Raw genomic sequence first — 26,289 nt, forward strand, 5'->3', positions numbered from 1 at the left:
TCGTCGTGTATACAGTATATCGGACAGGCGCATATTGCATAATAGGATACCCCAAATGATAGAACGGATGACGGCGCGCCGCAATAGGGCCAGAATCCGATACACTGCAGGGAACGTACGATTCGATCGAAAAGCGCCGCGCCTCTGGCTGGAGGACGCGGCGCAGCAACGACAACTATCTGTAAACGTAGTAGAACAAACGATACAGCATGACGGCCGCTTCGGCTCGCGAAGAATGGCGCAGCGGATTGATGTTGCCGCCGCTGCCCTGTACGAGCCCTTCCTCTCCCAGCGCCGCGATCGCCCGACGGGCATAATCCGCGACGCTATCCTGATCGAGGTAAGCGTCTGCAGAATCCGCCGTCGCTTCCGGAAGCGGCTTACCGGCGATGGACAGCGCCCTTGCCAGCATCACAAACATATCTTGGCGGGTAATCTTCTCCTTGGGGGCGAAGAGACCGCCGCCTCTCCCGTTCACGATGCCCAGCTTATGAGCGATGCCAACTGCCTCGTAATAATAGTCTCCTTCCTTCACATCGGCGAAGGAGCCCGCGGGATCGGCCTTCAGGCCAAGCGCGGCCACGAGCAGCTTCGCGAAGTCCGCGCGGGTAATGGCGGCGGACGGCTTGAACGCATGCTCCGACACGCCGTCGATCATCCCCTTGGCGGCGAGAGCCAGAACGGCATCCGAAGCCCATGGCACCTCCGACAGATCCCGGAAGCTTCGCTGCAAGTAGGAGACGGCGAATACGCCGAGCGGATTCGCGAGAAATACGATCTCTCCCGAAGCCTCGTCGTACCGTCCGGACGGTACGAGACGCGTCGTTCCGTCGCTGCCGATCCGCCAAACATTCAGCAAATCGGCTCGATTCCGCTCCCCTGCGGTTAGAGCGTACGGAAGTCTGACTTCTATTTCCGCGGACGCGCTGTCGAAGGAGAGCATCCTGCCTCCCGTGCTTGCTTCCAGCCGAATCGCTGTCCTGATCTCGCCTCTGACGGCTGCGAGGTTGACCGATTCCGCGGATGCGATGCCGATCGAGATTGTATCTCGCTGAGCTTCCCCGACCTCACCTTGCAACATACGTCCGGGAAGCAGCAGACTGCCAAGCGGCGTTACCACTTCAATTCTGTCGCCCGGAGCGCCCTCGGCCAGGAATGCGTCCGGAAGTTCGAGCCGATATCCGCTCGCTCCCGCTGTCACGGGCAGCACAACGGATATGCGGCTTCCTGTCGCCGCTCCTCCTTTCGCCTCCGTCTTGCTGAACGCCTTCCTCAGCGTGTCGGCATCCACCGATGCGCTCGCTTGCCGTCCGTCCAGCTTCAGCTGCCCGGTCGAAAACACGATCTGCACTCCGCCGTTCCGTTCCTCGATCGACGGGCTGCTTGCGCTCTCGGCAACGCCCGATCCGGCTCCTGTTCCGGGATTGGAGGGTTGCCCGGAGGAAACCGGCAACGTCGCGATCTGCAAGCTCGGACCGTTAGTCGACCAGTTGCCGGCTTCATCGCCGGCTTCCACCTTGAACGTATACGTGGTCGAGCCGTTCAACCCGCTCGTAAGCCAAGCCGTCTGCTCCGTTGTCGCCGTAAGCTGCCCGTTCACATAGACCCGATATCCCGTTACGCCCATGCGGTCGACAGCTTCGCTCCATACGAGCTTCACCGATGTCGCCGTTACGGCTTCCGATGCGAGCGTGCTGCCGGCCGGCCAGCCTGGAGGCGTCGTATCGCGGGGCACCGGAATGTCGGGATCGCTCGTCGCCGGACCGAACACCGTTGCATTGCCGGTCGGATCGCGCGCCTCGATTTTATATACGTCTGCCTCATCCGGGGCTCCCGACACCGTATACTCCGTCAAGTCACCCGTTACCTCTGCCATCCATACGCCGTCTCTATAGATGTCGTATTTGGCAATGCCGACGTTATCCACCGCCGCGTCCCATCGCAATACGGTACGGTCGCTCAGTCGTTCCGCCGTCACGCGAGAGCCGGTCGGCCATTGCGGCGTAATCGTGTCCGCATCCAGCGTCCGAACCTCGTTCAGCCCCAGCGGCTGGGACCGGTTGCCTGCCGCATCGACAGCGACGACGGCCAAGTCGTATAATGTTCCTTCATTTAACCCCGTAATGTAATAGCTCGTTACCTCTTTTGCCGTTTCTGCAATCGGACTGCCGTTACCGTAAATAACGTAACGCTGCACTCCCGTGTCGTCCGTCGCTTCCGGCCATTCCAGCAACAAGGCGGATGCGGTAATGCCGTTCGCCTGCAGGGAGCTTCCTCCGGCCCATATCGGTTCGCTTGTATCGGCGGTCAGCGTCGTTGCGGAACGGACCGGTCCCTCCGTCTCGTTGCCCGCGGCATCAAGCGCCGCTACGGAGAAGCGGTGCTCCGTGCCTGCCGTAAGTCCGATCGCGCGATAGGACAAGACGTCCCCCTGCACAGTAGCGATAAGCGCGCTTCCGTTGTATATGGCATAGGTTTCTACGCCATAGTTGTCTTCGGCGGGGCTCCATGTCAGCAAGGCGGAATGTCGCCCGATGTCCGTAATGTCCAGCGAAGCCGACTGCGGCCACACGGGAGCGATCGTATCGGCCGCCGGGGTCGTCAATGCCGCCGACGGTCCCGTATCGGATTGCCGCACGCCGTCGCGCGCTTCGACGCGGAACGTATACGCCGTATCCGGCGACAGGCCGCTTGCTTCGTAGCTGTGGGCATCCGCGCCAAGCTCGGCAATCGCGTTTCCATTCCGATAGACAACATAACCGTTAATGCCTCGATCATCCTCCGCGCCGGACCAGATCAGACGTACCGCATGGGGGGCTACGTCCGTAAGGGTCAGCTCTCCGTCCGTCCAGACGGGAGACTCCTCATCCGCCGGAATTTCCTCGGTTTTGACGAACAGATACGGCCGGAACGGCTCGTTCGCGCCGCTCGCTTCTTTCGAATAGAAATCCACGTTCTGATCGACCCACGAATCGTCTTGCAGCTTAAAGCTGGCCGCTCCGTCTCCGGTCGCTTGCCCGGTCACGTAATCGGCAACCTCGAACGTCTTCCAGAAGCCCTGGTTGCGGACGACGGCGCTTCCGAGCCGTTCTCCGTCCGCAGGCTTGTTGGCCCAGTTGACGGCCGTTTCGGACCAGCCGTCCCCGACAGCATATAGATCCATGCCGATGTCCATGTTCGGAGTCTGCACCGCAAAAACGTACAGATTCAGGGAAGCTTCGTACACGCTGCCCGTGAGGGAATCCAGCGGAAACTTCAAGTAAGCCCGTCTGTTGTTCCCTGTATTCTTGTTCTGCTCGCTTCCGGACAAACCGGCGGCATTCTTGTACCGAAGATAGTCCAAGTTGTTCGTTGTGCCGTCTCCTCCCAGCGTCGTCGGAGCTTGGATGAACGCGTCGTCGCTCGGGAAAAGCTTATGTTCCGTTCTGACGACCCCTTCGAACGTTCTCGCCTCGACCGAGGGCCCGTTCGTCGTCCAGTTGCCAGCCGCGTCCCCCGCTTCCACGCGGAACGCGTACGTCTCTCCCGGTTCAAGTCCCGTCACGCTAAAGCCGGTCTCCGCGGCTTCAAGCTCGGCGATCACCCCGTCATTCCCGTACACTCTGTATGCGGTAACGGCAATGTTATCGTGCGCGGCCGTCCAGGACAAGGAGAGCGACCTGTCGGCGAGCGAACTGTAAGCCAGCTTACGCGTATCCGGCCAAAGGGGAGCTTCTTGGTCCGTCTCGGCCGCCGTACGCGCTTCAACGGTCGGGCCCGACGCGGACCAGTTGCCGCTGCCGTCGGCCGCTTCCACCTTGAAGCCGTAAGCCGTGTTGGGCGATAAGCCGCCTATCCGATAGGAGCGAACCGACGACGGAAGCGTCACGATCTCCATCTCATCCTTGAACAGCCTGTAAGCGGTCACTCCTCTTGCATCCTGCGCGGCGCTCCAACTCACGGTGACGCCGTCTGCCGTAATGTCGGCGACACTGAGGACGGACGGATTCGTCCAGACCGGCGGCGTCGAGTCTGCCGCGCCCAATGTGCGGAAGGTGACAATCGGCCCGCCTTGCGACAGATTCCCCTCCCAGTCCTTAGCCTCTATACACACCGTATAGAGCATGTAATCCGCCAGTCCGTCAAGTCGATAGCTTCTTTCGTTCGTCTCTCCGACAGGCTGTCCGTTCAAATAAATTCGGTAGCTCGCCGCGCCGTCGTTATCGACCGCGGCCGGCCAGGAGAGGCTGACGCCGTTGCGGCCCAGATCGGAGACGGTCAAATACGAGCCTTTGTTCCAGCCGGGGCGCGTCGCATCTTCTCCTTCGGCGGAGGCGACCGCGATTGACGGACTTGCAATGGAGCGATTGCCGCTTCCGTCTACCGCCGCTATCGCGAACGAATAAGAACGGCCCAGCTCCAGCTCGGAGGCATCGTACGAGGTAACATGGGCGGGCAGCTCCGCGGCCAGGCTGCCGTCGCGATACACTTCATAGCGCGCGACTCCCGTATTGTCGTATGCGGTCGGCCATACGATCGTCGCCGATGTCGGAGAAGCTTCGGAGACGGCGAAGACGCTTCCGTAAGGCCAGACCGGCGCCGTGATGTCGCCGGTCTGGGTCGGCACCGGCAGCGGTTCGAATGCATCGCTTTCCGTCTCGCCGGGCTGCCCCAGAACAACGATCAAGCGGTTGTCCCCGCCTTGGACAAGGGAGGTTCGTACCGTCTGGATGACGCCGCCGTAGTCCACCGTCACTTCGTAATCGCCATAGAAGCCCCGCGTGCCGTAACGGCCTTCCGCATCCGTGACGCCGGATTGGTCGGTCCACCACGTATCGTAAATCAAGCTCCGCCATTGCTCGCCGGAAGGCTTGAGCGACCAGTCGTTGCGGTACAGCGGAGCGTTGCTCTGCCAGTGCGCTCCGTCCCAGAATCCCCACATCGTAAAGGAGGTGACGTTCGGATGGCTGAATGTCGCCAGCAGCAAGTCATGCGTGAACTTCGCCTGAATGTCCTCCCGCGGCGTATTGAAGTCGAATTCGGTTATCGCAATCTCCGGCGCGTATTGCGCGAAGTAAGTCAACTGATCGTAGAACGCCATCGGACTCGCCGGCGTGCTGCCGAAGTGGGCTTGTATGCCAATGCCGTCAATCGGCGCTTCGCGCTGCCTCAGCACTTCAAGCAAATGCGTCAGATTCCCGATTACCGGCGCGCTGACCCCGAGAATTTGCGTCTCGTTCAGGAACAGCTTCGCGGCCGGATCGGCCTCCTTCGCCCACATGAACCAGTCGGCCATCGTCTCTTCCCCGTGCACGCTGCGGATCATGCTGTTCAAGACCGGCTCGTTCAGCACGTCCCAGTCGAACAGCCTGCCCTGGAAGTAACCCGCAAGCTCGTGAAAATGATCCCGAATGCGCTTTTCCAACGCCGCCTTGTCGCCGAGCAGGCCGCCGATGTCGGCAGGCATGCGGGTAGGACCGTCCCACAGCAGCGCATGTCCGCGTATGTCGAATCCGTTCTCGCCCAACCAATTGTACATATTAACCGTTCTTGCCCTATCCGCTTCCCACCATGCCCATTTCATCTCGTTCTCCATGACCACGGAGTTGAAGTTTTCCTTCAGCAGGGCTCTGTAACGGTCCGAATCTGCACCGTTTCCGAACAGCAGACTGCTGTTGACCGCCGTGCCGAATCGGAACGCATGGCGCTTCATCTCTACGCGCACGTCCGCCCCGGCGACCGGCAAGCCGTCCCCGTCCACCACCTGCACCTCCAGATCGCCTTTTCGGATTTGCTCGATGCGCGCGTTCGCCTCGTCGCGCCAAGGCGCATCGTCTTCCATCCCCTCATAGTAGATCGGAGTGCTCGGCAGCTGATCGATCGTGACCAGCTTCTTGTAGTTGATCACCTTCAGTTCGGCCACCTCAAGCACCTGCGGCTTATAACCGAGCCGCAGCGTCACTTGCGGCGTCCCCTCCTCCATCGTCAACGCGGCTTTGATCGGAATCAGAAAGCGCTTCCATTCGGAAGGCACAGAAACCGTTTCATTTACGGATTTCTCCCAGGTTTCCGTCTTCTCCATCACGAGCGACAGTCGGCCTTCGGCCGTCTCGTGCGTGGAGCTGATCGTTCTGGCATAGAAGGACGCCAGCAGCACATCGTCCTTCTCGATAGCCGCCTCTACGGGAATGACGTACTGCAGCAAATATGTGCCCGGCGGCTCCACATGGGTCGTAAAGCGCAACGCCGATGAGAATGGCTGACCTTCCGCGGCTATTTCATCCACCTCGCCATAGGACGGAGCTTCCGGGTTAAGCGCGGCGCCCGGTGCCGCCAGATCGGCAATGACGATCTCGATTCCGGGCAAGCCGTTCAATTCTTCTTCCGTCAGGGGCTGAGCCATCGCCGTGAAGGACTGCAGCGGCGTCAGCAGCAGCAAGCACGCCAACAGGAAAGAAAGCATCTTGCAACCTGTTCGTTTCACGTTCCCCATCCTTTCTCTTCAAATATCGAGCGTATGCGACCCGCCCGAAGCGCTGTAGCTTCAGGCGGGGTGCTGCATTGCTATTGGCGGTTAGCGTTATACCAGTCGGTCAACTCCTTGATCACGTCGTTGCCGCCTTGCTTCTTCCAGCTTTCGACGAATTCGTCGAAGTAATCAAGCGGCTTCTCGCCAAGCATGATCTTCGCCGCCGCTTCCTGGAACGAACCTTTATAGGACAAATCGGCGTTCTTCGTCAGCGTCTCCGACGGCGGCATGCCGGCAGTCAGGTTCGGCAAGCCCTCCGCCTGGGAGGTCTTGATGGTCTCAACCAGCTTGTTGTAGGACTCTTCGTTGTTAATCAGCACCTTCTGCGCCTGCTCGTGGAATCCGTGCAGCGTGAAGACGGCCGTCCGCCAGCGTAAGTCGGTATCGGCATCCGAATTGTACGAGAGAGCGTCGCCGTTCTTCGTATACGTATCGCCTTCGATGCCGAGCTCGGTGAATAGCTGACCTTCTTCGGAAATGAGCCAATCGAACATTTGCACGATCGCGGCCGGATCTTTGGCATCCTTATGCACGACGAACGTCTTCAGGACGGGCTTCTCCACTCGTCCGAGCGGTCCTTCGTAGCCTGCGCCTCTAGGCGTAGGGATGGCGACTACGTTCGGATTTTTGTCCGGCAGCAACGTACTCAGCTCCTTTTGCCAAGGATCCCATACGCCGAACACGACATGGTTCCACGAGCCGACAAGGTCGGACTTGATCTTCTGATCCCAGATCGCCCTTGTGTTCGTCAGCATCTCCGCATCGATCAGCTTCTCCTCATACATCGTGCGCAGCAGCCCGAGCGCGTTCTTCATGTCGGGGTGTACATGCCCCGGAATAATTTCGCCATTGCTCATGATGTTCGCATCTACATTGATTCCGAACATGCCGAAGATGTTGTCTGCCCATTCGAATTTCTCGCGGCTGGAGAAAGGAATTTCATCCTTCTTGCCGTTGCCGTTCGGATCGTTGTCGCGGAATGCGCGCAGCATGTCGAGAAATTCGTCGGACGTCTTCGGCACGTCGATGTTCAACTTGTCCATCCAATCCTTACGGACGAAGATAACGCGTTCGGCGGGAGCGTTGCCTTGCGCCATTTGCGGGATAGCCAGTATTTGACCGTTCAGCGTCACGGCGTCCCAAGCGGATTGGGAGATGTACTTCTTCAAATTCGGGCCGTACTCGTCGATGTAAGGCTTCAAGTCGAGCGCAAGCCCGTTCGTGACGAGCTCCGAATTCTCGATGCCCCATACCTGATGAACGTCCGGGATGTCTCCGGAAGCGAACTTGAGCCGGAGCTGCTCCATATAGTTTTCATGCGGCAGGAACGTAATATCGAGATCGGTATTGGTTTTGTCGCCCAAATATTTGACCGTAGCAAGGTCCATCGACTTGCCCGCCGGAATCTGCTGAGCATGGTTGGAGATGAACAATGAGATTTTCGCCGGCGCCGCCGGCGTTTCGCTAGCCTTCGTCTGGTCGGCCGAAGCCGCAGGCGCCGACTGAGACGGCTGCGAAGTATTCCCGCCGCCCGACGCGCAAGCCGCCAAACTGCCGAGCAAGACGACGCTGCATAATGCTGTGACCCACTTTGTCCCGTTAATCTTCATTTAGAAATGCCTCCCTAGTTATAATAGCTGACCCCTGCCGATAATGCCTTCATGCACCGTTGAAGCCGCATCACCTCCGGCCGGAATATCCGGCGTTATTCCTTCACCGACCCTAACAGCGCTCCTTTAATAAAATGCTTCTGCAAAAACGGATACACGATAATGATCGGCACCGTGGCCACGACGATGGTCGCCATCTGCAACCCTTGCGGCGTAACGGCGGTCGACAGCTCCAGCAGCGACTCTCCGCCTCCGACGGAATCCATATCGAATTGCGAAATTAGGTTGTATAAGTACAATTGAAGCGGCTGGAGCGCCCGATCCGTAATGTAGAGCAGCGGCCCGAAGTAATTGTTCCAGTGGCCCACAGCGTAGAACAGAATCAAGGTGACGTTGATCGGCATAATCAACGGGGCCACGATTTTCCAGACGATGCGGTATTCGGACATGCCGTCCACCCTTGCCGCTTCGAACATCTCCTCCGGCAGCGTTCGTATGAAGGTGATGCACAGCATCATGTTGAATGCGCTGATCGCTCCGGGAATAATGAGCGCCCATATGCTGTTGAGCAGCGCCAAATTTTTGATCAGCAAATACATCGGTACGATCGGCGCCTGAAAAATCATCGTGAAAATGATGAACAGGAGTATGATTTTGCGCCCGCCCAGCCAACTCTTCGACAGCGGGTATGACGTCAGAATCGTCAGCAGCATGTTGATTGTTGTGCCGATGAGCACGATTTGCAGCGTCACACCGAAGGAGCGCCAGAACACCCCGTTTTGCACGACGTATTCGTAGTTTTTCAGATTAAAGCCGACGGGCCACAGCTTAACCTGTGAATGAATGATCGCTTCGTTCGAGCTGAGCGAGCCCGCGATAACGTTGAGCAGCGGAATGATGACCGCCACGCAAAACAGCAGCAGCACCGCGATGTTCGCAGAATCGAATACTTTCTCTCCCCATGATCGCCTTATTTTCATCTTGCATTCCGCCCCTTTAATAGAGTCCTTCGCCCGTTGTCATCTTGCTGACGCGGTTGGCGATCACCAGAAGTACGAACCCGACGACCGATTTGAACAGCCCGATTGCGGTTGTAATGCTGTATTGCCCCTGTAAAATGCCGGCGCGGTAGGTGTAGGTGTCGAATACATCGCCGGTCTCGTACGTCGCCGGATTCAGGAACTGCCAGATTTGCTCAAAGCCGGAATCCATGACATGTCCGATTTTCAGCATGAGCAGAATCATGATGGCCGGCAGTATGCCGGGTAGGGAAATGTGTAGGAATTGCTTCCAACGGTTCGCCCCATCCATGCGCGCCGCCTCGTAGAGCGCCGGGTTGATACCCGCGAGCGCCGCGATGAAAATAATCGAGTTCCAGCCCATCTCTTTCCAGATTCCCGATGAAATAATGATCGTTCGGAAATATTCCGGCTTCTGAAGGAACGCGATCGATTCGCCGCCCGTCGCCGCGATCAACTGGTTGACCAGTCCTTGGGAAGGAGACAGCAGCATGTAGGTAAGGCCGAACACGATCGTCCACGAAATAAAATGAGGCAAATACAGCACCGTCTGCACGATGCGTTTGTACGCCATTGATCTGACCTCGTTCAGCAGGCAAGCGAGGACGATCGGCAGCGGAAACGCGAACACGATCTGGTAGAGGCTGATAATCAGCGTATTGCGCAGCAGCCTCGTGAACTTGTCGTACGTAAACAACTGCTCGAACCATTTGAAACCGACCCAATCGCTGCCTGAGAACCCTTTGAAAATGTTGAAATCCTGAAACGCGATCACGCTGCCGAACAGCGGAAAATACTTAAAAACCAGAAAATAAAGGATACCGGGCACCAGCATCAGATAGAAGGCTCTGTGCCTCAGCACGTATTTCCAGAAGCCCGGCTTCTTCGGAGTTCCTGTAGACAGCTTCGCAATAGCTCCGTTCACGGTACCGCTTTCCATGCTCTCTCACCCTTATGTCTATTTTTCTCGCGCTTTCATTATAGGATTCGCCCTCTTCCCCCAACAATGTGGCCAAGTTTCGATTTACTGCAGTAATCGTCTTCCGTTTTGCCGCATGACAAAAACACCCCCGCAACCGGTAGGAGCGTAAGCCGCTAATGGCTTCTCTCTCACTGTTGCGGGGGTGCAAGCAAAAACGTCTTCGGCGTCCTCTGGACGATGAATGCGTTTTGTCGGAGACGATTCAGATAAGGATAGCGGATTTTTATACTTGCTGAATCGTTAAACAAAGTGGGGCTGTCCCGTAAGTCAGGCAACGGAATATTATCGAGATAGAAATAGGGTATGTATCTCCTGTAGAGCGAAGCGCCTGCCTCTTACGGTCATGAAATTACCCTGCCACGGGTTTAACTATTCCGATTTCATGACCGTAACAGCAGCGGAAGGAGATACATACCCTGTTCATGTCCACCGATAATTCTAGTTGTTGCTCCGTGACTTCTCGTGGAACAAGTCCGCTTACTCGCGCGTCTACAGCAGCTTCTCGATTTCCGGAGCGATCTCCTCCGGAAGAACGGGAGGCTCGAACCGAGCGACGACCTGACCGTCGCGATCGACGAGAAACTTGGCGAAGTTCCATTTGATGTCGTTGTCCAGCAGCTTGTCCGGCATGTTATTGGCAAACATCGCGTGGAATTTCTGTCCGGACGGTTGCGTCTGGTCGAAGCCTTCGAACGGCTTCTCCCCGGTCAGATAGGCGTACAGCGGGTGCCTGGCGTCTCCGTTGACGTCGATCTTCTCGAAGAGAGGGAACGATACGCCGTAATTGACCTGGCAGAACTGTTCCACCTCGGAGTTGGAGCCGGGCTCTTGGGCGCCGAACTGGTTGCAAGGGAAGCCCAGAATGACGAGGCCGCGATCCTTGTACTGCTGATACAGCTTCTCGAGCCCTTCGTACTGCGGCGTCAATCCGCACTTGCTGGCCGTGTTGACGATGAGGACGACTTGGCCCCGGTATGTATCGAGCCCGACTTCTTCTCCCTTGATCGTGTTCGCTTTGAAATCATAAATTCCCATGATCGAACCTCCTCGAAATGTCGTGATATCTTCAGTGTACACCAGATCAAGCGCGGATTAAAATGCGACCCCGGCTATTCCTTCGAGGCATTACTGAAACAGGCGATTCAGCTCCGCGCTCAACTCCTCGAAGATATAGGACTTAGCCGTCTCTCCGAGCCGGAACGTCGCGTTCTCCGCGATCTCCCCATCCGCAAACCGGTATACCGTAATTTCCTTCGAGAACGGGTTCACGATCCAGTACTCCTTCACGCCGCTCCTCATATACAAATCGGCTTTGCGAAGGAGATCCTTGCGCCGGGTGCTTTCCGACAAGATCTCCGCAAGCAAGGCCGGTACGCCCTTGTAGTACCCGTCTGCGTCAAGATGCTCCTCCAGATCGCAAATGATCATGAGGTCAGGCTGCACGACGTTGAGCTGGTCCTGTCTTTCGATTCGACGCAACTGAATATCGTAAGGCGCGACGAACGGCCGGCACGACTTTCCTTGAGACCAACTGTGGAACATAACCGCCAGTTCCATCAGTGCGATCTGATGATCCGTCTTGGGCGAGGCCATCGCGTAGATCTCGCCGTCGATATATTCGTACCGTTCCTCTTCATTGTCCTTCGACAGCGCCTGAAACTCTTCGAACGTTGCCTTCCGGCCGCCATGGTTTCCGAATTCGTACGAGGCTCTGCGCTCCGCGACGACTCCGGCGCTGCTCTCGTCCACCGCCGTCAGCTTGGCGATCTCCCTGCCGTTGCGCGTTACGATGACGTCTTCGTGCGCTGCGATAGCCAAATACTTCCCGAAGTTGTTTTGCACCTCGGTAGAGCTGACTTTCATGCGCTCTCCCCCTATGCGAAATTAATTTTAGCTAATTTAGCTAATCCAAATCTCGCATATCGCTATTGTTTTGTCAATTTGCATCGCCGGCCTGCGGGACACATGCGGATCGTTTAAATATTCTACAACCTATTTCTACTATTCTACGATATCTCGCAATCCTTTGCCTTATGCGGGAAATCCTTATTTATAATAGTGTTGCGAGCCTTTATGATGAGGATAAAAGCACATCTGGAACAGACAGGGGGAAGCAGCCATGCTTAAAGTCATAATCGCGGACGATGAACGAATCCAAAGAGAGGGCATTGCCAAACATGTCGATTGGCCGGCTTATCGGATGCAGGTAGTCGGACTGGCCGAAGACGGTTTGCAAGCCTTGGAGTTAATCGACAAGAACGGAGTCGACTTGCTCATTACTGATATCAAGATGCCCAGAATGCACGGTCTGGAGCTTGCCGAGCGCGCCAAGCAATTTAATCCTCAGCTTAAGATCCTGATCATCAGCGGATACGACGACTTCGAATATGCAAGGACCGCTATCGAATTGAAAGCGTATGCATACTTGCTGAAGCCGATCCCCTTTAACAAGCTCAACCAGGAACTGGACAAATTAAGCCTGCAGATCCAACAGGAACAGCTCCAACGGCAAGCGCTCTCTTCTCTGCAAGACCAGGTCGAGGAAAGCAAGCCGGTGCTTGCGGAGAAGTTATTTAAGAATATGCTGGACGGATCTCTGACAGATGAAGAACGGATTCGCAATAAAATGAAAACGCTGTCTATCCCAATCCCCGAGCACGGCTTCGACACCTTGCTGCTGCAGTTGGACCATCCTTCGGATCGCCCGAGTACGGATATGGATACGGAAAACCCATTAGCCGACTTGCAATTTCTTAGACAGCTTGCCCAAACAGCAGTAACCGAGAATCAGGGACAACTCTTGCAAACGAAGGAAAATGAATTTGTCGTCGTGCTGTATGCGCACGGACCGGACGAACGTTCCTCTACGCTTTGCGCGATCCGCCGGATCAGAGACTATCTGCCGCCTGCCGACCGCCATGCTCTGACGATCTCCGTCAGCAGCCGCAAAGCAAAATTAAACCAGCTGAACGAGGCCTATCGGGAATGCGCACATGCGTCCAAGCAGAAATTTTATCTCGGCAAAGGCCAGGACATTTTCTATCAAGACAGCATGCCCGAACAACCGTTGTCCCCTCAATACGAAGCGCCTTATGAAAGCTTGATTCAAGCCATGGAGATCGGCCATATTCAACAAGCGGAGCAGTCGCTCGACGCCATTTTTAACGCATTCGCCAATACGTCTGCAACCCCGAAACCCGTCGTTAAAGCCTTCTGCTTCAAAATCATAAGCGACGTCTTCCGTATCATTCATGAAGCCAACGAGAAGGTCGAAGCGGTGTTTGGAGAGGAGCATGCATTTTGGGGTCAGTTTCAGACTCTCGATACTTTACCGGAAATGCGCGAGTGGCTGAAGGAAACGGTCGCGTCGACCTGTCGTCACCTGCATTCGAAACGAATTCGGAAAAATACGACTATCGTCGGGAACATCATTCATATTCTTGAAACCCGTTATGCAGAGCCCCTATCTATCGATGAGCTTGCCAAGCACGTACATCTTACTCCCAATTACATCTCTAACATTTTTAGAGAAGCGGTTGGAGAGAGCATCATCGACTATCTGACGAAAATAAGAATGAAACACGCCGTCCGCCTGCTTGCCGACGAGTCCGTTCGAATCTATGAAGTCGCCGAGCAGACGGGATATAACAGCACCTCCTATTTTAGCGTCGTATTTAAGAACATCTATGGAATCAGCCCGAAAGAATATCGAGATAACGCATCCAGACGGTAACAAGGAGGTTCACGGACACGAATGAAAGCCCTCAACAATATCAAGCTTCGCAACAAACTGCTCATCAGCTACGGCAGCCTGATGATCTTCGCCGTCAGCTTGGTCGGGTTTCTAACGTATCATAAAATCCAATCCTACATTTACGATCAATCGAGCAAATCGTACAGCCAGACGCTCGACCAGATTGTGATGAATATCGAATATAAAATGAACACTCATCAAGAGCTTATGCGTCCGTACATCAACAATAGTAAATTTGTTGCCGCATTAGTCACCTCCTATCAGTCTCCGGCGGATTATTCGTACCAGTATCTGGATACGCTGCGTTCCATTTTCGAGTTGGAGACTCGTTACCCCGCCATTAAAAATATCATTATCTATAAAGACAACGATACTTTGCCGGACATCGGCACTTATCCCGACAACCCAAGCGTGCCCGATGCGGGCCATACTGTTATTGATATGGCTTATGCCACGAAAACCGCCTGGTACAAGCGATACTTTGCCGATCTGGAGGAGGGAGATCTGGTCAGCTTAATCTCGATTTCGAACACGACGATCTGGACGATTAACGAGAGCCGGACATTGATCTCCATTATTAAGCCCATGATCTACAATCATGACAAGCTTGCCGGCATTGCCGAGATGCAGTTGAAAGTCGACTCTATTTTGCGCGGCCAGATGTTCGGCGAACAATCGCCGAACGAACTGTTCTATATTCTAAATGACGAAGAGGAAGTACAATTCGTGAGCAATCCCGAACTGGCGCCAATTGCGGCCGAGAGCGATCTTGCAGACAGTCTCGTTATGAACAGCAGCCAGCCTGCAACGCTTGCCTTGAAACGAACCGACTCCTTGTCCGGCTGGAAGTATGTGCTGGAGGTTCCTCTTGATAGCCTGATGCTGAGCGCGCAATCGATCAGAAGCTTTACGATGGCCATTCTTGCCGGCAGCATCGTCATTAGCATTCTGCTTGCGTTGGCCATTGCCCGCGTGCTGACCAGAAGAATTTCACTGCTTGCGCGGCATATGGAGAGACAGGAGGATTTGACGCTCGAAATCGGTCCGTCCGTAGACGGGCGGGATGAAATCGGCATGCTGACGCGAAGCTATAACCGGATGATTAAAAGGATTCTGGAATTAATCGACCAGCTCAGAACAAGCCAGCAGCTGCAGAAGGAATCCGAAATCAAGTCGCTGCAGGCCCAGATTAATCCCCATTTTCTGTACAACACGTTAGCGACGATCAATTGGATGGCTGCAGACAACGAGTGCAAGAAAATCAGCGTTATGGTCGACAATCTCGCCACCTTCTACAGACTTTCTCTCAATATGGGCAAGCCGTTCTTGCGGATCAGCGAAGAGGTTAAGCATATCCAAGCTTATCTGGAAATCCAGAAGGTACGATTGGAAGATAAAATTAGCGTTTCCTACGAGATCGCGGACAATATTATGCACTTTTCCACGCTTAAGCTGATTTTGCAGCCTTTCGTCGAGAATGCCATCCTGCACGGCGCCGAGCACAACATAGGCACAACCCATATTCTTATCAAAGGCAGCCTGTCCTCGGACGAGAGCAGCGTTACATTCGAAATTATAGACGACGGCGTGGGGATGAAAGCTCCCGTTCACAATCAGTATGTCAATCATGGCGGCTACGGGATTCACAATGTTCATGAGAAAATTCAGCTGCAGTACGGTCATCGCTACGGCGTCAGATTGTTCAGCGAACCTGGCGAAGGAACCCGGGTCGTCATCCAAATTCCGGCTATTGCACAATAAAACGCCCGCAAGAAAGGCGGCGAAGCAGCGCAACGTCTGCATTCACCGCCTGACTCCGGGACGTTATTTCTTCAAGTATTCATCGATCAGACGCAATTTCTCTTCCGTCACTTCCGGGGCGCCGATTTTCTTGAAATGCTCAAGCATTTCCTTCGTGATCTTGCGCGCCTCTTCTTCCGTCTTGGCGAATACCGCTTTGGCTTGCCACTTATCGATCTCCGGCCACAGGTTCCCCCAGTGTTTGTCCCACTCGGGCCCGGTTCCGGCAGGGTTGAAGAGATTGTCGTCGACGGCAAGCCCCTCGGCCCAAGCGGACTGTGCCAGCTTAAATTCTTCTGTGCCCGGCTCCACCGTAACGGCCGGAACCACATTGAATTTCAACAAGTTGTAGGCGGTAATGCCGGTGCTCATTTCGAAAGATTTGTCTCCCTTGTCAAGCTCGGCTTTAACCTCCGGCTTAGGCTCGAATAAACCCTCTGCGTTCTTGACATAGTACTCGCCCTCTACGCCGTTCTGCAAAAGCAAGGCGCCTTCATCCGTGGCATTCCAGTTCAAAAACTCCATGAAGCGTTCCAGATTGCGGCCGTTCTCCGCGAATTTCTTGGAAATGGCGATTCCTTCGAATCCATTGTAATTCGCCGCTCCGTGAATCGGCATCGGAAGCCCTTCTATGCGAATCGGCGCCGACGGTACATAACGATTGTTCGCATCGCCAGCCTTCAACACGCCGTTGGCCATATCCATCGGGCCATGCGTATTAAACGTAAATCCGACACGGCCGGAGCTCAGCTTGGCTTGATACTGATCGGGCTGCTGCGTCAGAAATTCCCGATCGAGCAAGCCGTTATTGTACAGCTTGTTCATGAAGACCATGTACTCTTCAATCTGCGGATGGTTGAACCACCAATAAAGCTCTTTGTGATCCTCCGACAGGTTATACCAGTTTTTGGTCCAGGTGTACATGAAGCTCTGTCTTCCGAGATGATCGAACGTAGCCGGAATAATCGGTTTGCCGTCCACATCCGCGATTTTCTCCTTAAAGGCCATGAGTACGTTAAACAGTTCATCCGGCGTTGTCGGGGCTTCCATCCCTACTTGCTTTAACCAGTCTTCTTTGACGAAAAATCCGACAACCTTCTTGATCACGTCTGGATGGTTGGCAAAGTTGACCGGGAGCACATACATTTTTCCGTCTTTCTTATTGGCATACACCGACTCGTTATAGCTCTTGTCGCTGAATTTCAGCAGATTGGGATATTTCTCAAGCCATTCATCGAGCGGGACGATAAGCCCGGCGTCTCCCCACTTGTTCAGAATGGAGTTGCTGACCTCGTTCGTGACATAGCGGACGACGTCCGGAACATCGCCGCCGGCCAGCATCATATTCATCTGATCCGCCACTTCGCCGTTGGACATCGTTAAGCGGATGTCGATGTTCTTGTTCTCCAGCAGCCACTGACGCATCGGATTGTTCTCTTGCGGAATTTCCGTCGCCCCGATCAACAGCATGTTCACGACAAGCGGATCTTCCTTCGCAGGCGCGCTGGACTCCGGAGCAGAAGATGAGGATGAAGACGAGGACGGTGATGCCGCCTTTTCCTTATTGTTGCTGCAGGCCATAAGCGCGGTCGTCATCAAGCCGATGACCAGAACGAGCGATATTGCTTTCCATCTCTTTCTCACTGTAAAACCACCTTTTTGTATTTTTGTATATTATCACGGTTCCCTAGGGCGTGTTTGCAAACCCGCCCTAGCCTTTCAAAGAACCGATAATAACGCCTTTGACGAAATACTTTTGCAGAAACGGATAGACGCACATAATGGGCATCACGACGACGACCAGGGTCGCCATTTTAATGGATTGGGGCGTGACCGTTTTTCTCGTCTCGCTTACGAGATCGACCATTCCGAACGAGGCCCCCTTGTTCGAACGGGTTAGATCCAGTATTTTCATCAGCAGCGATTGCATCGGAATCAGATCTTGCTTCGTCACATAGAGCGTGGCCATCATATAATCGTTCCAGTGGCCAACGGCCGAGAATAAGCCCATGGTAGCGAAGATAGGCAAGCTGAGCGGAAATGCGATTTTGGCATAAACCGTCAAATCATTGGCTCCGTCGATCATCGCGGATTCCTCCAATTCGGCGGGGAGCGCTCTGAAGAAAGAACGAAAGATAAAGACGGAAGAAGCGCTGTACAACAGAGGAACCACGTAAACCCAGAAGCTGTTAAGCAAACCGAGCGACTTGAACAGCAAATACGTAGGGATCAACCCTCCGCTGAAAAACATCGTAATAATCAGCATCATGTTAATCGCTTTTCTTCCTCTCAGCCTGTTCTTGGACAAGCCGTAAGCCAACAGCGAAACGAGCAGTATCGAAAGAATCGAGCCGATCAGCGTCCTCCCGATCGTAATCGTATAAGCATCCAGAATGTCGCTTCGCACAAAAATCGTTTTGTAATTGTCCAAAGTAAACGCCCGGGGCCAGAAGTGAATCCCTCCTCGGGAGCTGTCGTAGCCTTCGTTGAAGGACAAAGCGACGATGCGCCAGAACGGATAGACGAACAGAAAGGACAGCGCGGTCAGAAATAAATAATTCAACCCTTGAAAAATTTTCTCTCCACGGGATATGATCATGGCGTTCCCCTTCCCTTTTTCAGAAAATCCCGTCTTCTCCTAGTTTCTTCACCAGAAAGTTCACCGCGAACAGAGCCATCATGCCGATAATCGATTTGAATACGCCTACGGCAGTAGCCAGCTCGTACTGGGCCCGGAATATGCCCATCTTCATCACATACGTATCGATGATCTCCGCTTTATCCAGCACCATGGAATTCTGGAAAACATACACCTGTTCGAAGCCCGCATCCAGAATGCCCGCCATATTCAGAATGAACAAGAGAATAATCGTCGGGCGAATCGCCGGGAGCGTAATGTGCCAGATTTGTCTTAACCGGTTCGCTCCGTCTATGACGGCCGATTCGTATTGATCCGTATTGACGGATACGATGGAAGCCAGATAAATGATCGTGCCGAAGCCGATCCCTTTCCAAATATCCGAAGCGACGACCATTCCCCAGAACAAGTCCGGATTGCCGAACCAGAAGATCGGCTCCTTGATTAACCCTAACGAGACAAGCAGATTGTTGACAACTCCGCCATCCGTACTAAACAGCTCGTACCAGATGCCTGCCACGACGACCCAGGATACGAAGAACGGCAAGTAGGAGATCGTCTGAGTCACTCTCTTGAACACGCGATTGCGTACTTCATTTAACAAAATAGCCAAAATGATCGGCGCCGGAAACCCGAACAGCATCTTAAGCAGGCTGATCGCAATGCTGTTCGTCAGAATGACTTGAAAGTTGGGGCTGTTAAAAAACTCCTTAAAGTTCGCAAGTCCAACCCATTCGCTTGCAAACACGCCCTGGAGGATGTCGTAATCTTTGAAGGCAATCAACACCCCGTACATCGGCTGATAACAGAAAATCAGAAACCAGATCACCCCGGGAACGACGAACAGATAGAGGTACCTGTTGTTCCACAGCTCTCTGCGTAACGAAGTTTGATTTAAGCGCTTACGTTCCAGCTTCTCTTCCATCTCTTCCTCCTTGCTTCTCTATACTCTGTCTCGTTGGTTGGCTATTTTCATTATAGAATGTAAGCGCTAAATCGATAATTCAGTATCCTACGGGAAGTATTAAGTATTCTATCGAAGTGGGGGCTGCCGCATAATGTATCTCCCTCCACCTCCCGGCGGGGCTCCAAGCCGACTGAGTCGGGCTGGAGCGGCAGACGGCGGGTCGGCGGGGCTCCAAGCCGACTGAGTCGGGCTGGAGCGGCAAACGGCGGGTCGGCGGGGCTGCAAGCCGACTGAGTCGGGCTGCAGCGGCAAACGCCGGGTCGGCGGGGCTGCAAGCCGACTGAGTCGGGCTGGAGCGGCAGACGGCGGGTCGGCGGGGCTGCAAGCCGACTGGGGAGGCTTGCAGCCTCTGCTTATGGAGCCCCCTTGACGTGTTCGCTAGCGGGGCCAACGAGCTGCCGCGCTCGGCAATACCGGAAACGGGCCATGAGGCTCCGTCTGATACCAATAAGCGACGGAGGTAATGTCGTCGACGCGCTCATACAATCTCAGACCGTCGTTGCCAATCTTCTGCACGGTCACTCGCAATTGCTGCTCAAACAAGATTGGATCGGCGATATGCCAGCGGTATAAACCGTGCATCGGCACGCTGTCAGGCGAAGTGTACTCGCTCATCGTCTTATCGATGGTCGCATAGTAGGGATAGCCGAGATACGGCGTGTTATAGATTTGCTCGACGCGCATGCCGTTTTCGACCTCCGTGAACCCCCACGCCCCGCCGAAGTAGTCTTCGACGCCGGTACCGCAGATCGTCGGATACTCCGTATCGCCATCCATGTAAAACTTGACTTCTCCCTCGCCCCACCAATACCGGCCGAGCGCAGTCCAAGCCAGAAAAGTGCCGACATATTTCCCTCTTCCGCGAACATTATCGATAATCGTGAAGTCATTGCCTGGCGTAAAATCGTGCTCTCTTCTCCATTGCGCATGGAAGTAGCCGGTATCTTCGGGCAGCTCGTCAACGAGCATATAATTGATTTGATAGAAGAACATCAGCTCGGCGGCATGCTCGCTTTCAATGGTGATGACAGCCTTCCGGCGAAAAGGCATCGGGAAATAGCAGTTCATCCCGCCTACCGGGTTCACGACGATCGGCAAAGAATTGACATCGTACCTGGCTCCGAATCCGTTGCAGAAAAAATCGCCAAGCGGCGCTTCGACCGATGGAGTCTCCTCATCGTCCCAGTACATGCGAATCACCAGATCGCAGGGCGCATAGTACCCTTTGGCGGTTTTCTGCGGAAAGGTCATCCACATGCTTTGAATGACGCCAGGCCCGTCAATTTCTGCAATCGTGACGCGCTCGCCCGGCTTTAGAATAAGACATGGCCTTCCTTTGCGGCCCGCGCCAAGACCGCTTGCTTCCTTCCCTCCGTTGCCCGGCGCTCCGGTCGGATTTTCCGCGCTGATCGAACGGGAACGGCCTTTAGGCAAATAGGCGATCGAATCCAGACTAAATCCGTTGTATTCGGTTGACATTGTATTCCCCCTGAGTAAACTCCAAATCGTCCTTGTCCGGTAACGAAGATTAGGCCCTATGCGATTCAGCCTGAACCGATCGCTGCAAGCTCAAAGCCGGTACGTGGCAAACTTCTTGGCCGCCAGTTCGGTGACGAGAGTGTCATCCCTGACAGCGATCGTTTCCAGCGGCTCTTCCAAAAGGTTGGTCTTCGTCGCTTCGTCGGACAGCCCCGGCGCCGAGAGCTTGACTTGAACTGCAGACTCCTCGACATTGTATAGCCGGACAACCGGCGCTTGCCCGTCTTCCGCCCATTTCAGCGCAGAGATCATCACATCGCCTTCGAGCTGGATTATGCTGCCGCTGGCCGGAAGCGCCGGCTTATGCGCATTCGGGTCGAGCAGCTTGAACAAGCCGCTGTGCTGCGTATCCTGAACCCATGTACGCCCCTTGTTCCACTTGTCCTGATCGATCGGGGACAGCTTCGTGCGAACGCCCTGATGGTAACGTTCGGCCTCCTGATACAGCGTTGTCGCGGACTCGTCGGAGAACGGCCTTACCGCAAGCTCGACGATCTGCCGGCCCGGACATTGCGCCTTCGGCTGAACATCGATCTCCGCATACACTTCCTCGCGCAAATATATCGTTTCTACGCCGCGCAGCAACGTAACAGCCGCCGTCTTCCCTTCATCCAGCATTTCATAATCGTGCAGTCCCTTCGCGAATATCGCGGTCCCGCCGGACGCATACACGGGCGCAAACCACTCCCAGAACGCCTGCGAATTCGCATCGCGCTCCCACTCCCGGCCGCTGTCCCAGCTGCGCTTCACCACATCGAGCTGTCCTCCCGCCAGCACATGAAGCGCCTGCGACGGACCCGGAAACAACAGCCGGACGCGATGGTCTTTGGCCTGATTGTCCATCTCGACCTTCAGATTGACTTGCGCCGCATCCGCATCCAGCCGCAGCGTTACCCGGAACGAGCATGGAACCTTGTCGGCCAACCTGCTCTTCCTCGTATGATCCAGACTGGCCGGCAGATGCCACGTAAACCGATAGGCGCATTCCTGATACAGTTCATTGGCAATCATCGCCTCGATCTCGACGGGATCATTCCAGACCGAGTGCGTCTCATCCGCAACTTCCTTATACACGTATAAATCTCCGCAGTCGCCGGACTCCTGAATTTGCCCCTGGTTGCGCAGCCATACTCCCGTTCTCTTGTTGAAAATATGGAAGGTGCCGTTCGGCTGGATCTCCACTCTAAGCAGCCGATTCTCCAGCGCCATCGTCGAAAAATCTACAGCATCCCTGACCTGGTTTCCTATCTGATGCTGACGAATGCGATAGGTTGCATAACCCAGCGCCGGAACGCGCGGCTGCCATTCGATATCGTAACGTCTCACCGCCATCATTCCCGGCAGATTGATCGGACTCAGCACAGGAATACGGCTTGGTCGCTCCGACACGATGCGATACGGAATTGATTGCCCTTGTTCATCCTCAATGCTGAACGATTGAACGTCATCCTCTTCCAGAAAATAAACGGCTGTGGCCACAACGGATGACGCTGCCAACTGGGAGGAATTGACCACGAGCAGCTTCTGGTCGGTTTCGCCGAATAATTGTCCGGAAACCTGTCGGGCCAGCACCGTCAATTTTCGATCGATTACCTCCTCCGCCAGTTCCTTCACCCGCTGATAGCGATCCATCATCTGATCGTGAACGGCATCCTGACTGCAGCCGCATATGCTGTCGTGCGGATGGTTCGCCATATACTGCTTCCAGACGTACCGGATCGTCTCGGTGTCGCAGGCATCCAGGTCCAGCATCGCACACCATACGGACAGCGGCTCCAGCCATTTCTCGATCAGATCATGAACGTGCACGTTGGCTTGCTTCACATAAATCCGGCTCGACAACGTTCCGGCCAGAATGCTGTACTCGAACGCTTCGCGCAGCTCCCCTGCTACAACCGGGTAAGTCCCTTCCGGCTGGCTGTCCATATACGCCTGAACGTGCTGCACATAGCTCGGAAGCGTAGTATGCACGACCTCAATTTCTTCCCCGTACAGCCTGCGGAGCTGCTCCAGCACTTCGGGCAAATCCTCTTGAGCTTCGAGATGATCGACCCCGTTCATCATCGGATAATGCGGCGTCGGATTGACCGCTTCTTCGCGCCGGCGAATGACATCGAACACCGATTTAAGCTGGTCGGCATCGCTTGGCAGCCGCTGAGCGCTGTTGTACCAATGATAGAGCAGCAGGCCGGTTACCTCGGAACCATCCGGAGACTGCCAGTGGAAGCAAGGGCTGCCGTGCTTCTGCACATCATAGCCGCGCCCGAATACGCAGTTATCGATGCCGATGTCATTGAAAATCTGCGGCATCTGCCCGATGAGTCCGAAATGGTCCGGCAAGTAGCCGACCTTCATCTCGCCGCCAAGCTGGCGGGCTGTGCGAATTCCTTCTATTAAATTGCGCAGCGTCGATTCGGCGCTCGTCAAATACAGATCGTTCTGCTCGTACCAAGGCCCGATCAAAATTCGCCCTTCCCGGATATAGTGTTCCAGACGTTCCCTCTGCCCGGGGCGGAGCGCATAATAGTCTTCCAGCACAATCGTCTGCCCGTCCAGATGGAAGGACTTGAATTCGGGATCGCGATCCAGCAGATCAAGCAGCTTGTCGATCAGATGGACCAGACGATAACGGAACTGCTCGAACGTCAAGTACCATTCCCGGTCCCAGTGCGTATGCGCGATAAAATGATAGGTTTTCTTATTCATGGGCCTTACCCTCCGTTAGTCCGAAACGCTTGATCTTGAACGGCTTCCACGGTAATGATCTGCTTCGGCTTGAAGCGCAGCGTCAATGCCAAGCCGTCTGCTGAAACAAGCACCGCCGCTTCCTTGCGGTTTTCCTCCAAATCCAGCACATAGGCTTCCTTAACGGGACGATCGAGCCGCAAGCTAACGGTCTGCTCGGATTCCGTCGGGTTGAAGCAGCGAATAATCGTTCCGTCGCGAGCTTCCGCCTTCTTCACGGCAGACAGAGCAACCGGGCTGTCCGGCGGATCGAAGCGGGCAAAGGAATGCACGAGCGGCATCGTTCCGGCATGCCTGCGCATTTGCACCGCCCGGGCCGGCAGATGGTGCTCGGCGGATGCCCGCCGCGCTTCTCCTGTTTGCGCTCCGTCGCCGGAGAACGGGATCAGCGCCAGACGAAACGTCAATTGTCCCTGGCATTGCGCTTCCGGCGCAGCGAACCCCGGTCCCGCCCCGCCGCGGATCGTGCGGACGTCCGGAGACCCGAGATAACCTACGGATCGAACCAACGTCACCGCAAGCTCGCCCTCGGGAGTAGCCTCATATTCGGGAAGCCCGTAAGGCGCTACCGCAAAGCCGCAGGTTCCGCAAGCGCTCGTTATCCCCGCCAAGCCCTGATTGGGATAAGCGCCGACAGCATCCTCGATCCATTGGTCGCTTGCGGGCTGAACAACCCTCGTCGATCGCTTAACAACATCGAACGCAGAGGATGACCAGCTTTGCTCCGTGTGAATGCCTGTTGCCAGCTTCAAGCGCAAGCGATGATCGTTCACCCGATTGTCGAAGAGCGTCACCACGCCGACCCAGCGATCGTGCCGGCCAAGGCTGATTTCTGTCGTCAGCCGGCATTCGCGCTTGGCTGCCGAGCGCCGCCGGCGGTCGTTATCCAATCCGACGGGCAGCAGCCAGCTCTGCTCGATCCGAATCGTCCCGCGAGCCGGCCCGTCCTCCGCCACCGATAGGGAAGCTTGCAAACCCGAAGTGGAGAAGCGCTCATCGAACAACGGCGGGGAGAACGTATAGCCGTCCCCGATATCGCCGCCGTCCTCGTATACGAGCAGGTTTTCATATTTTCGCCCCGTCGCCTTATCCCACAGATGAACGCTTCCGTCCCGGTTCGCTTCCACCCGCAGCCAATCATTTTCAAGCGCATAACCGTCTACCAGAGAGCGTTCGTCCATCGCCGCATGGCGAACAGGCACGGCCGTGAAGGTTGCATAGCCCAGGGCAGGCAGCTCAGCGGGGGCAAACCGCACCGTGGCCTTGCGAACATACGCCAAGCCGACGAGAATGCCCTTCTCCTCGGGAGGCACGGCAGCTTCCAGCAAGCCAAGATCCCTCACCTCGGCGTCATGGTGGTTCCCGGCAATCAGCTCCCGCTTCAGATCCACCCATTGCGAAGGCAGCAGGCGTCCGTCGCTGTCGCGGATTTCAAAGAAGCGAATGTCCGCATCGACATCCGGAAGCAGCAGCTCTACCGTAACCGTGTCCTTACGGCTATGCTCAAGCGGGTTAAACACATGAAAGACGATGGCTTCTTCCGGGAGAGCCGAAGTGTCGATCCGGACCGCAATTGAGCGGAGGGACTCATCCGTTAGCTGCTGCGCGATTTCCTGCGCCCACTCGAACCGGGTCATCATCTGCCGATGCACTTCATCGCGGCTGCAGCCGCAGATGGAATCATGCGGATGATTTTGCAGCAAATACTTCCACGACTGCCCCAGCAGCTTGCCCGGGTAATCGCCGCCCATCCCGTGCCACACAGCCGAGAACGGCTCCGCCCATCGTTCCAGTTCATGCTGCACCTTCGCATTAAACTGCTTGAGCGGCATTCTGGAAGACAGCACGTTAGCCAGCAGGAAGTTGATCGCGCTGCCCGCCATCCGATTCGTATCTCTCAACTCGCCAACCGCCGTATACAGCGAAGCTCCCTTTTCCTCCACATCCGCTCGCGTCTCGGCCAGAAACCGCTCCATCGTGCTGTGAATCAGCTTAAATCCCGGAAACCTCGGGGCAAGCTGCCGAACAATTTCCGTTAAATTGTTCTGCGGCTCCATATGGTCTACGCCCACCATCACCAGAACCGAAGAAGCTTGCGTCGGCGGCAGCAGATGAACGTCGAGCAGTTCGCGCAACTGCTGTTCCGCCTTGTCCACATCGGTATGAAGACGAAAGACGCTGTTATAGCCGATCGCATTCGGAAACCGGTAAGCGAACATCGTCGTTCCGTCCGCGCCCTGCCACAGCAGCTCCGTGCCCGACTTGGCGGCAACGTCTCCAAGCCCCCGCCAGAACACGGCCTCCTTCATGTCGAACCCGGCCAATATTTGCGGCAGCTGCGAAATATGGCCGAACATATCCGGCAAATATCCGAAACGCTGGCTTCCCCCCATCTCCTCCGCCATCCGAATGCCCAATTGAAAATTCCGGATCAGCGATTCGCCGCTGACAAGCGCTTCGTCCGGCTGCACATACCAGGGGCCAACCTTGATTTTCCCATCGCTAATGCAGCGTTTCAGACGTTCCCGATCCTCCGGATGAACTTCCAAATAGTCGTCCAGCACGCTGCTCTGCCCATCCAGATGAAAGCTGACGTACTCGGGATCTTGCTCCAAAATCGTCAGAAGCTTGCCGACCAGCCGCGTCAATCGAATCCGAAACTCCTGATAAGGCAAATACCACTCCCGATCCCAGTGCGTATGCGGAACAATGTGTACGTTAATCACG

Annotated in this window: 14 protein-coding genes; 2 read left to right on the forward strand and 12 right to left on the reverse strand. The window is 55.3% G+C overall.

Annotated elements, in window-relative coordinates:
• Nucleotides 1-175: 175 nt before the first annotated feature.
• The 6 genes from B0G52_RS29225 to B0G52_RS29250 form a co-directional block, all read right to left on the reverse strand.
• A complete protein-coding gene (locus B0G52_RS29225) occupies nucleotides 176-6,463 on the reverse strand; it encodes a fibronectin type III domain-containing protein (protein WP_158223932.1) in 6,288 nt (2,095 codons plus the stop codon).
• An 80-nt stretch (nucleotides 6,464-6,543) separates the two neighbouring features.
• Complete coding sequence (locus B0G52_RS29230; protein WP_094049929.1) at nucleotides 6,544-8,118, reverse strand: extracellular solute-binding protein; 1,575 nt, start codon at nucleotides 8,116-8,118, stop codon at nucleotides 6,544-6,546.
• A 95-nt stretch (nucleotides 8,119-8,213) separates the two neighbouring features.
• Complete coding sequence (locus B0G52_RS29235) at nucleotides 8,214-9,098, reverse strand: carbohydrate ABC transporter permease (protein ID WP_094049930.1); 885 nt, start codon at nucleotides 9,096-9,098, stop codon at nucleotides 8,214-8,216.
• Nucleotides 9,099-9,114: 16 nt separating this feature from the next.
• Nucleotides 9,115-10,077, reverse strand: a complete 963-nt coding sequence (locus B0G52_RS29240; RefSeq protein WP_233163182.1) for an ABC transporter permease — start codon at nucleotides 10,075-10,077, stop codon at nucleotides 9,115-9,117.
• Between the two features lie 531 nt (nucleotides 10,078-10,608).
• Nucleotides 10,609-11,154, reverse strand: coding sequence for a glutathione peroxidase (locus tag B0G52_RS29245; protein WP_094049932.1), 546 nt, complete (start codon nucleotides 11,152-11,154; stop codon nucleotides 10,609-10,611).
• Between the two features lie 90 nt (nucleotides 11,155-11,244).
• Nucleotides 11,245-11,982 (reverse strand): type II toxin-antitoxin system prevent-host-death family antitoxin, encoded by a 738-nt coding sequence (locus B0G52_RS29250; RefSeq protein WP_094049934.1) that lies wholly within the window; start codon nucleotides 11,980-11,982, stop codon nucleotides 11,245-11,247.
• Between the two features lie 256 nt (nucleotides 11,983-12,238).
• On the opposite strand from B0G52_RS29250, the gene B0G52_RS29255 reads away from it, so the two are divergent.
• Nucleotides 12,239-13,852 carry a response regulator gene (locus tag B0G52_RS29255; protein WP_094049936.1) on the forward strand — a complete coding sequence of 538 codons (1,614 nt, stop codon included), beginning with the start codon at nucleotides 12,239-12,241 and terminating at the stop codon, nucleotides 13,850-13,852.
• Between the two features lie 21 nt (nucleotides 13,853-13,873).
• Nucleotides 13,874-15,634 (forward strand): sensor histidine kinase, encoded by a 1,761-nt coding sequence (locus B0G52_RS29260; RefSeq protein ID WP_094049938.1) that lies wholly within the window; start codon nucleotides 13,874-13,876, stop codon nucleotides 15,632-15,634.
• A 63-nt stretch (nucleotides 15,635-15,697) separates the two neighbouring features.
• Here the strand turns inward: B0G52_RS29260 and B0G52_RS29265 are convergent, their stop codons facing one another.
• The 6 genes from B0G52_RS29265 to B0G52_RS29290 all read right to left on the reverse strand — a co-directional run bounded on the left by B0G52_RS29265 (nucleotide 15,698) and on the right by B0G52_RS29290 (nucleotide 26,288).
• The gene (locus B0G52_RS29265; protein ID WP_094049940.1) at nucleotides 15,698-17,317 is read right to left on the reverse strand and encodes a type 2 periplasmic-binding domain-containing protein; all 1,620 of its coding nucleotides are present in this window, start codon (nucleotides 17,315-17,317) and stop codon (nucleotides 15,698-15,700) included.
• A 67-nt stretch (nucleotides 17,318-17,384) separates the two neighbouring features.
• Nucleotides 17,385-18,272: a carbohydrate ABC transporter permease gene (locus B0G52_RS29270; protein ID WP_094049942.1), complete on the reverse strand. Its 888-nt coding sequence runs from the start codon at nucleotides 18,270-18,272 to the stop codon at nucleotides 17,385-17,387.
• A 19-nt stretch (nucleotides 18,273-18,291) separates the two neighbouring features.
• On the reverse strand, nucleotides 18,292-19,236 hold the full coding sequence (locus B0G52_RS29275) for an ABC transporter permease (protein ID WP_233163184.1): 945 nt from the start codon (nucleotides 19,234-19,236) through the stop codon (nucleotides 18,292-18,294).
• A gap of 420 nt (nucleotides 19,237-19,656) precedes the next feature.
• Nucleotides 19,657-20,757: a glycoside hydrolase family 172 protein gene (locus tag B0G52_RS29280; protein WP_094049943.1), complete on the reverse strand. Its 1,101-nt coding sequence runs from the start codon at nucleotides 20,755-20,757 to the stop codon at nucleotides 19,657-19,659.
• A 90-nt stretch (nucleotides 20,758-20,847) separates the two neighbouring features.
• Entirely contained in the window at nucleotides 20,848-23,523 is a 2,676-nt protein-coding gene (locus B0G52_RS29285; protein ID WP_094049945.1) for a glycoside hydrolase family 38 N-terminal domain-containing protein, read from the reverse strand.
• Between the two features lie 5 nt (nucleotides 23,524-23,528).
• On the reverse strand, nucleotides 23,529-26,288 hold the full coding sequence (locus B0G52_RS29290) for an alpha-mannosidase (RefSeq protein WP_094049946.1): 2,760 nt from the start codon (nucleotides 26,286-26,288) through the stop codon (nucleotides 23,529-23,531).
• Between the last annotated feature and the right edge of the window lies 1 nt (nucleotide 26,289).

The organism is Cohnella sp. SGD-V74 (assembly GCF_003001675.1).
GTDB lineage: Bacteria > Bacillota > Bacilli > Paenibacillales > Paenibacillaceae > Cohnella.